We start from the raw sequence: 645 nt of genomic DNA on the forward strand, positions 1-645 counted from the left end.
GGCATGAAATTATAACAAACCGTATCGATGCCACACTCAGCAAGGTTAGACAGAGTTTGCTTATAGTTATCAATCCACTGCTGGTAGTTGCCAGTTTGAGTTTTGATCTCTTCGTGCACAGGCACGCTTTCTACAACCGACCACGTTAAACCTTTCTCTTCGATAATGGCTTTACGCTTGAGGATTTCTTCTTTTGTCCAAACTTCACCATTTGGAATATGATGCAGTGCATTCACAATACCAGTTGCGCCCGCTTGACGAATATCGTCTAGCGAGACTTGATCATTAGGGCCGTACCAACGCCACGTTTGTTCCATGAGACTTACCTTTCTTTAAGACGCACTTAGCCGGCTCGAATTAATCAAGCTAAATGCAATAACGACTTCTTAATGGCAGCAATGACAATTACTGCCCGAGATAGCACCGGTCTACGCCGGTCTAAAGACGATTACCTATCTACAACCTATTGAATGAATCAGCTTTCAAGAGGAGCCTTGTCGCTGAATTCAACATTAGCTTCAGAACTAGCTTTCTGAGCTAAGCAGCACCACTGGGTTGGAGCTAAATAAGTAACCATCAAAGTTTGGGTCATCAATGTCTGACAGCGCTAACAAACGCTGTTTAACATTCTCAAGGTGTTGCCAC

At 43.7% G+C, this 645-nt stretch carries 1 protein-coding gene and 1 pseudogene; both read right to left on the reverse strand.

The window, feature by feature from the left end:
* Positions 1-317: mannonate dehydratase (uxuA, locus tag AB4486_RS26920; RefSeq protein WP_372119837.1), on the reverse strand; the 317-nt coding region annotated here is incomplete at its 3' end.
* 207 nt (positions 318-524) lie between these two features.
* Positions 525-645: pseudogene (locus AB4486_RS26925) on the reverse strand (GntR family transcriptional regulator); the annotation flags it as partial.

It is taken from the genome of Vibrio sp. 10N.222.55.C6, from assembly GCF_041473395.1.
GTDB classification, from domain to species: Bacteria; Pseudomonadota; Gammaproteobacteria; order Enterobacterales; family Vibrionaceae; genus Vibrio; species Vibrio crassostreae_C.